The 7,292-nt window shown below is 74.0% G+C and carries 7 protein-coding genes; 3 read left to right on the plus strand and 4 right to left on the minus strand.

Features of this window, described 5'->3' with window-relative positions; genetic code table 11:
- The first annotated feature begins 654 nt into the window (after positions 1-654).
- Positions 655-1,236, plus strand: coding sequence for a hypothetical protein (locus PV350_RS42675; protein ID WP_499509479.1), 582 nt, complete (start codon positions 655-657; stop codon positions 1,234-1,236).
- Between the two features lie 117 nt (positions 1,237-1,353).
- Positions 1,354-3,156, plus strand: coding sequence for a S8 family serine peptidase (locus PV350_RS42680; protein ID WP_500338769.1), 1,803 nt, complete (start codon positions 1,354-1,356; stop codon positions 3,154-3,156).
- Between the two features lie 127 nt (positions 3,157-3,283).
- Here the strand turns inward: PV350_RS42680 and PV350_RS42685 are convergent, their stop codons facing one another.
- From PV350_RS42685 to PV350_RS42700, 4 genes are all read right to left on the minus strand, one after another.
- Positions 3,284-3,880 carry a ferredoxin gene (locus PV350_RS42685; RefSeq protein ID WP_499509481.1) on the minus strand — a complete coding sequence of 199 codons (597 nt, stop codon included), beginning with the start codon at positions 3,878-3,880 and terminating at the stop codon, positions 3,284-3,286.
- Between the two features lie 49 nt (positions 3,881-3,929).
- Complete coding sequence (locus PV350_RS42690; RefSeq protein WP_500338771.1) at positions 3,930-4,544, minus strand: class I SAM-dependent methyltransferase; 615 nt, start codon at positions 4,542-4,544, stop codon at positions 3,930-3,932.
- Complete coding sequence (locus tag PV350_RS42695; protein ID WP_500338773.1) at positions 4,507-5,718, minus strand: PP2C family protein-serine/threonine phosphatase; 1,212 nt, start codon at positions 5,716-5,718, stop codon at positions 4,507-4,509. Before PV350_RS42695 ends, PV350_RS42690 begins: the two co-directional genes overlap by 38 nt.
- A gap of 172 nt (positions 5,719-5,890) precedes the next feature.
- Positions 5,891-6,322: an ATP-binding protein gene (locus tag PV350_RS42700; RefSeq protein ID WP_500338775.1), complete on the minus strand. Its 432-nt coding sequence runs from the start codon at positions 6,320-6,322 to the stop codon at positions 5,891-5,893.
- Between the two features lie 198 nt (positions 6,323-6,520).
- On the opposite strand from PV350_RS42700, the gene PV350_RS42705 reads away from it, so the two are divergent.
- Complete coding sequence (locus tag PV350_RS42705; RefSeq protein ID WP_500338776.1) at positions 6,521-7,240, plus strand: YqjF family protein; 720 nt, start codon at positions 6,521-6,523, stop codon at positions 7,238-7,240.
- Positions 7,241-7,292: the final 52 nt, after the last annotated feature.

Raw genomic sequence — 7,292 nt, forward strand, 5'->3', positions numbered from 1 at the left:
GCCCCATCCTCCCCCGCCCGCCGCCTCGTTGCGACGCACACCCCACCGCATGCGCGTGCTCACCCGGCCACCTCGTGCAGCAACGGCCGCAGGCAGTACGCGAGTTCGAGGGCCCCGAGTTCCATCCGGACGTACACCTCGCCGTTGTCCGGCCGAACCGGGCGCGTACCTTGGCGGGATCCGAGCTCACCGACAGGAACGGGGGCTCGTGGACGATGGCCGCCCGCACCGTCTCAGGATGGCGCAGCGCGAGGTCGAGCAGGATCTCCGCCCCGCTCCCGGAGCCCAGGACGGCCGCCGGGCCGAGGCCGAGGCCGCGGAGCAGCCCGGCGGCATCGTCGGTCTGCTCGTCGATCGTCGGCGAGCGCCTCGGCCGTCCTCGTCCACACACCCGCGTCGCCGCCCGCCCCGGAGACGCACAGGAGGGGCGGCCCCTGGCCGCGGCGCGCCCCCGGCGTGGGCCGTCCGGGTGAGGCGGCCACGAAGAGGTCGCTGCAGCTCGGCCGCCACGCACCCTCTGGTGGCGGTATGTCACAGGAAGCGGTTTTTGTCCGGTGGTGATTTGCTGCGCATGGCGGCGGACCGGTTCTGGGAGCCCCCTCCACGGAGCCGCCGTCCCATCCCCTTTTCCGTCACAGCTCAAGGAGGAGCTTGATGTCGGTCTACACCCCCCAGCAGTACGGTCAGCAGCTGCAGCAGCCGCACTGGCAGCAGTCCGGTCAGCAGCAGTCGCAGCCGTGGGCAGGCCAGCAGGGCTACGGACAGCAGGGCATCGGCCAGCCGTTCATGGGTCTGCAGGGCTACGGGCAGCAGCACTTCGGCCAGCCCGGCATCGGGCAGGGCCAGCAGCAGCTGCCGCTGCTGGTGACCGAGCTTTCGCTGCGCTGTGCGGCCACCGCGGTCAACGCCGTGGTCGAGCAGGTGCGCATCGACCCGCAGATCATGATGGGCATCCAGGCGCAGGGCCAGATCCCCCCGCACGCCTGGAGCAGCGTGCTCACCGAGTGCGCCCGCCGCATCGCGCCGGTCGTGCACAGCGCGCTGAGCCAGATCGCCCAGGGCCAGTCCCCGTTCGGCCAGTACGGCCAGCAGTTCGGCCAGTTCAGCCAGTACGGCCAGTTCCCGGGCCAGTTCCAGAACGGTCAGTTCCAGAACGGTCAGTTCCAGAACAGCCCGTTCCAGAACGGCCAGTCCCCGTACGGGCAGCACGTCGGTCAGATGCCGCTCGGCATCTGAGCGGTCTCCCGGTCGGCCGGGGCGGCCCTTGCGGCTGCCCCGGTCGACCGGGCCGTCCGGCCGCGGCAGCGGCGCGGTGTGGTCCAACGCAAGGTGATCGGTGAAGGCGGAAGCGTGATGAGTGAGCAGCAGGGCAACGGCGGCATGGCGAAGGGACACGGCGGCGCCAAGGGCGGCCGCAAGCCCGGTGCCGGATCGGAAGCCGGCGGGGCGAACGGTCCGGTCGCGGGACCGGGCGGCACGAAACAGGGCCCCGAGCACTACATGGGGATGGCGGGGACGCACGCCGGGCACCCGGGCCGCGCGGGCTGGGGCCGGTACCTGGTGGCGCCCCGGCCGGCCCCCTGGCTGACCGCGGGCATTCCGCCCGTCGAGGCCTCGGCGCTGTTCACGCTGCTCGAGGAGGATCCGGAGGTGGAGGTGGTCGCCCAGGTGCACCCCTCCCGCTCCCGCGGCCTGGAGGCGATCGCCGAGCCCCACCCGGTGTGCCCCCCGGTGGCCGTGGTGACGATGCCCCACGAGCGTGCGCGGGCGCTGGCCGCCAACCCCCAGGTGGTGGTCGAGGCCGACCAGCCGCTCGCCTACTCGCCGGCCCCCGCGACGCGCCCGGCCGCCGCGGCCGTGGACCCGGCGATGGAGGTCACCCTCCAGGAGCCGCCGCGCGTCACGGTGCACGTGACGAGTCGCGGTCAGGGCGTACCCGACGCGCAGGTGTGGGCGACCGGAACGGGCGCGACGGCGTACGCCGTCACCGGCGCCGACGGCCGGGCCGAGCTCGTCCTGCCGGCGGACACCCCGGCCACCCTCCGGTCCCTGTACGTGCGCCCGGCGGGCGACCACTGGCCGGTGCGCACCGGCCGCCCCTTCCCGGACGACGACACCCTGTCCGGCGCCGAGGTGGAGGTGGTGGTCCGCTCCCTGGCGGAGACCTTCGAGGGCTTCCCGGACCGGCCGCTCACCGGATGGGGCTGGCAGGCGATGCGCCTGCACGAGATCCCCCCGACCTACCGCGGCCACGGCGTCTCGGTGGCCCTGCTGGACTCCGGCGTCGACACCGCGCACCCGGACCTGAAGGACACCGTCCGCTCCGGCGCCGACTTCACCCCCGCCGCCGACGACGCGGGCTGGCGGACGGACGCGACCGGGCACGGCACCCGCTGCGCCGGGATCGTGGCCGCCGCCGACAACCGCACCGGGGTCACCGGCATCGCGGCGGACGCCACGGTGCACGCCCTCAAACTCTTCCCCGGCGGCCGCGTCGCCGACCTGCTGCGCGCGGTGGACCACTGCATCTCCCACGACATCGACGTCGCGCAGATCAACGTCACGTACGACCAGCCCTCGCAGCTGGCGGCGTGGAAGCTGATGGACGCGCACGCGGCGGGCATCGCCGTCATCGCCCCGGCGGGCGACACCTCCGGTGCGCTCAGCCCGCTCGCCGCCCTGCCCACCGTGCTGGCCGCGGGCGCGCTCGCGCACACCGGCACCTACCCGCCGGACAGCCCGGCGGCCGCCACCCAGCCTCCGTGGCCCGGTCCGTACCCGGCGCCCTTCACGCCCACCGGGCCCGGCGTCGACCTCACCGCACCCGGAACCGCGATCGTCACCACGGCGCTCGGCGCCACCTACACGGTCGCCGAGGGCACCGCCATCGCGGCGGCCCATCTCACCGGGCTGGCCGCGTTGCTGCTCGCCCACCACGAGCAGCTGCGGGCGACGCCGCACGCCCGCGGCGCCGCGCGCACGGACCAGCTGATGGCCCTGCTCCGCGGTGCCAGCCGGCCGCTGCCCGTCACCGAACCGCTCCGCATCGGCGCCGGGCTGCCCGACGCCCCGACCGCGCTCGGTCTCGCCGCCTCGACGGCGACGTTCGACGCGTCCGCCGACCCCCTGGCAACGGGCTCGCCCTCACCCAACTGAGGCGCGCCCCGCACACCGGGCGGTGGTCCGGTCCCGTCTCCCGGACCACCGCCCGCTCACGTCCCGCCGGCGCGTGCGCATCGTTTCCGGTGCCCGTCCACGCGCCGTACGTGGCGTCGGGGCGGGCTCACAGCCGCGGCAGGGCCTCCCAGCGGCGGCGGGGACGGCGGAGGTCGAGCCAGTGGACGTAGCCGCGCAGATAGGTCTCCAGACCGTCGTCGAGGTAGGCGACGAAGTCACGGTGGCCGCGGGAGGCGTCCTGGTAGTGCGGCCGGTACCTCGGCGCGGCGTTGTCGCCCCAGCCGGGATGCGCGTCGGCGCCCCAGTCGGCCGCGATCGCCACCGCCCACTCGCGCACCCGGCCCCGGTCACGCCACCAGGCGCGGACGAGGCCGGGGGTCCAGTGGTCGTCGCCGTCCCAGCCGTAGCCGCTGTACAGCTCCAGGCGGGCGGCCGCGACCAGGGCCTCCGTCTCGGCCTCGTCCACCGGCTGACGGAAGACGAACTCCGTCCCGAAGCCACCGCCCATGTCGTCGTCGTACGCGATGTGGCGCGGGGCGTCGAGCCGCCCGGTCGCCATCGAGTCGGTGGCGGCGCCGTAGAAGGGGCCGGGGACGTTGCGCCAGTTGCGGTCGGCCCAGTCGCCGGTGAAGACCTCCCGGCCCGGTTCCTCGGCGGCCAGCAGGCGCCGGGCCGTGGGCAGCGGATCCCAGTAGGCGTGCACGTCGTCTCCTCCCCGTCCGTCGACGGCAGCGAGTATCGCGGGCGGACGGTCAGGGCGCCGCGTCGGGGGTGCGGGCGACGGTCAGCGCGACGGAGCGGTCGCCGATCCGGACGACGCGGACGACGGGGGCGTGCAGGCCCGAGGCGGCCGCCAGGTCCGCGGCGTCCCGTGCCGTCACCGGGAGCGGCAGGTCGCGTGCGACGAGCGACGCGAAGGGGCCGGAAGCCCGGAAGCCGGGCGCGAGGGGGAGGCTGTACCCGACACGGCCACCGGGCCGCAGGACGCGCCGCCAGTCGGCGAGGGCCCGCCCACCGAGGAAGTGCAGGGACGAAGCGCACAGGACCAGGTCGAGCGCACGCTCGGCGCAGGGCAGCGGCACGGCGTCCGCGACCCGCCAGTCGATCGCCCCGGGGGCCGACAGGCGCTCGGCGCGCGCCCGGCCCGCGGCGATCATGGCCGCGGAGACGTCCACGGCCAGCACCGCGGGGTCGGCGGACGAACGGGAGCGGGCGAGCGTCAGGGCCACCGCCCCGGTGCCGCAGGCCACGTCGGCCACTCGCCGGTCCATCGGCGTGGGGCCCGCCAGCTCGATCAGTGCCGCGGCGACGGCGTCGTGATGGTCGTCGTCATAGTCCGCGGCCAGCAGGTCGAACGCCTGGCGCATCGGCGTCCGCTGCCGTGCCGGCTCCGGCGGGGGTCCGTGCATGCGGTGGCGGTCCTCCCAGGGCGTCGCGCACGATCGCGACCACGGCCATGTCGTCCTGCAGCGGGGCGGAGGTGTGGGCCAGCAGGTCGTCGGTCATCTCCCGTACGAGCTGGTCGGGGCCGCGGTCGCCCCACTCCGCGACCCGGCTGATGAGCGGGTAGAACTCCCCGTCGCCGTTGCGGGCCTCGGTCACTCCGTCGGTGTAGAGCAGCAGCCGGTCGCCGGGGGCGAAGGTGAAGGTGGTGGGAGCGTAGCTGCTCCCGGTCAGTCCGCCGAGTCCCAGCGGGGGCGCCGGTTCGGGGACGTCGAGGGTGGTGACCGTTCCGTCGTGGAGGAGGATCGGTGGCAGGTGCCCACAGCTGACCACGTGCACGTACGGCTCGTCGTCGGGGATCTCGACGACGGCGGCGGTGACGAAGCGCTCCCCGACGTCGGTTCCGCCCGGCCCGTCCCACGCCTGGGTCAGCTCCCAGCGGACGCTGCCCTCCAACGACTCCATCAGCTCCGCCAAGGGCGCCTGCCGGTGCGCCGAGGCGCGGAACGCCCCGAGGACGGTCTCGGTGTCGCCGATGGAACCCAGTCCCTTGCCACGCACGTCGCCGATGAGCAGGCGGGTGGCCCGTGCCGTGCGGGCGACGGCGTACAGGTCGCCGCCGATGCGCTCGCCGTCACCGGCGCTGCGGTACGCCGTGGCGATGGACACCGGCCCGGCTTGGCGCGGCAGCGGCCGCAGCAGCACGCCCTGGGTCGCCTGCGACACCGCGCGCAGCTCCGCGAGCTCATGTCTGCGGCGCTCGCGCAGGGCACTGATGAGGACGAGCAGCAAGGAGAGCAGCACCAGGGAACCGAGCTGGACGAGGACGTTCTCGGTGAGGAGCGTGTGCCGCTCGGCGCCCGCGGCGACGAGTGCGAGCACCGCCGCGAGTCCCGTCAGGGCGCCGCGTACGGCTCCGGCGAAGGCGGAGGCCAGCGCGACGGGGATGACCAGCACGTGGGCGAGGTGGATGTCCTCCGGGAGGAAGTGGTCGGCGACCGGCACCGCCGTGATGATCGCGATCATCACGGCGAGGAAGACCCTGCAACCCGATCCGATGGGATCCTGCATCGCCGAGAGACGGGACCCGAGCTCCATTGCGGGTGCCTCCCTTCCCGCACCCGGGCCGGGTGCGACCACGACAAGCCCTCGCTCTGCGCGTCTCAACATACGGGCTTTTCGTTTTCTTCCGGACAAAATTCTCGTACGAGAATCCATCATCCGACGTCCGGAGGTGTGGGCGGGAGACCCACGGGCACTTTCCGGGGGCTCAGGCGGCCAGCAGATCCGCCCAGCGCCCGCCGCCACGGCTGCGGGTACCGACGCCGGAACCGATGCCGAGGCTGTCGACGATGGCGGCTCCACGGCCGTGCTCGCCCGGGCCGCGGCCGGCGGCCCAGGCGCCGTGCCACGGTGCGGGCCCGCCGTCGGTGACCTCGACGCGGATGACCGCCGTGCCGTCGACCTCGCCGCGGCGCAGGCGCAGGGCGACCGGTGGCAGCGCGTGCTCCACGGCGTTGGTCACCAGTTCCGACACGACGAGGACGGCGTCGTGGACGGCCTCCTCCGGCACCGACCAGCCGGTCAGCACGGTGCGCGCGGTACGTCGCGCGACGGCGACGGCCACGGCACGGTGCTCCAGCTCGCACACGTACACGTCGGTACGGCCGGCCGATGACGAGGTGGCGTACCAGTGCGTCATGTCCATCACTCCCCACGCCGAAGGGCTGCTCCGCAGCGTCACCGGTATGGGGAAGGGCCCCCTGTCCGTCCCCAACGGATGCGGGGCCCCGGCACCCGCTCACATGGTGTACCCGGCTGTGACCTCCTGAACCCCACGTGTCACAGCGGTCGCGCAGCGCCTCCTGGAGGCCCGTGACACGTCTGCGATGCTGGTCGCGTGCCGCCCCCGCAGACCACACCCGAACCGATCACCGCGGACCCGCCCGACGTCGCCGCCGGCCCGCTGCTCACCCAGTCGTGGCTCGACCTGGCCTTCCTCCACTGGGCGGCCGACCCCGCCGACATCGCGCCGCTCCTGCCGGCCGGCACCGTCCCCGACACCCTCGACGGCGTCACCTACGTCGGCCTCGTCGCCTTCCGCATGCACCGCGTCGGCTGGTTCCGCCTCCCGGGCGTCCCCTACCTGGGCACCTTCCCCGAGACGAACGTCCGGCTGTACTCCGTGGACGCCCACGGGCGGCGCGGCGTCGTCTTCCGGTCGCTCGACGCGTCCCGGCTGATACCGGTGGCGGTCGCGCGCGCCGCGTTCCGCCTGCCGTACCTGTGGTCGCGGATGGCGATCCGCCGCGACGGCGACACCCTCACGTACACCAGCACGCGCCGCTGGCCGGGCCCGCGCGGGGCGCACTCGCGCATCACCGTGCGCGTCGGCGAGCCCGTCGCGGAACCCACCGAGCTCGAGCACTTCCTCACCGCGCGCTGGGGTCTGCACAACACCTTCTTCGAGCGGCAGCTGTACCTGCCGAACTCCCACCCCCGCTGGCCGCTCCACCGCGCCGAACTGCTCGACTGCGACGAGAGCCTGATCACGGCGTCCCTTATACACATCTCCGGCCCCACGAGCCCTCTCAACACCCCTATGCCCGTCTCTGGCTGAAAAAAAAAACAACAAAAAAAAGAGTAAACAACAAGGCATACAGGGGAAAACC

Source organism: Streptomyces sp. PA03-6a, from assembly GCF_033792765.1.
Taxonomy (GTDB): Bacteria; Actinomycetota; Actinomycetes; order Streptomycetales; family Streptomycetaceae; genus Actinacidiphila.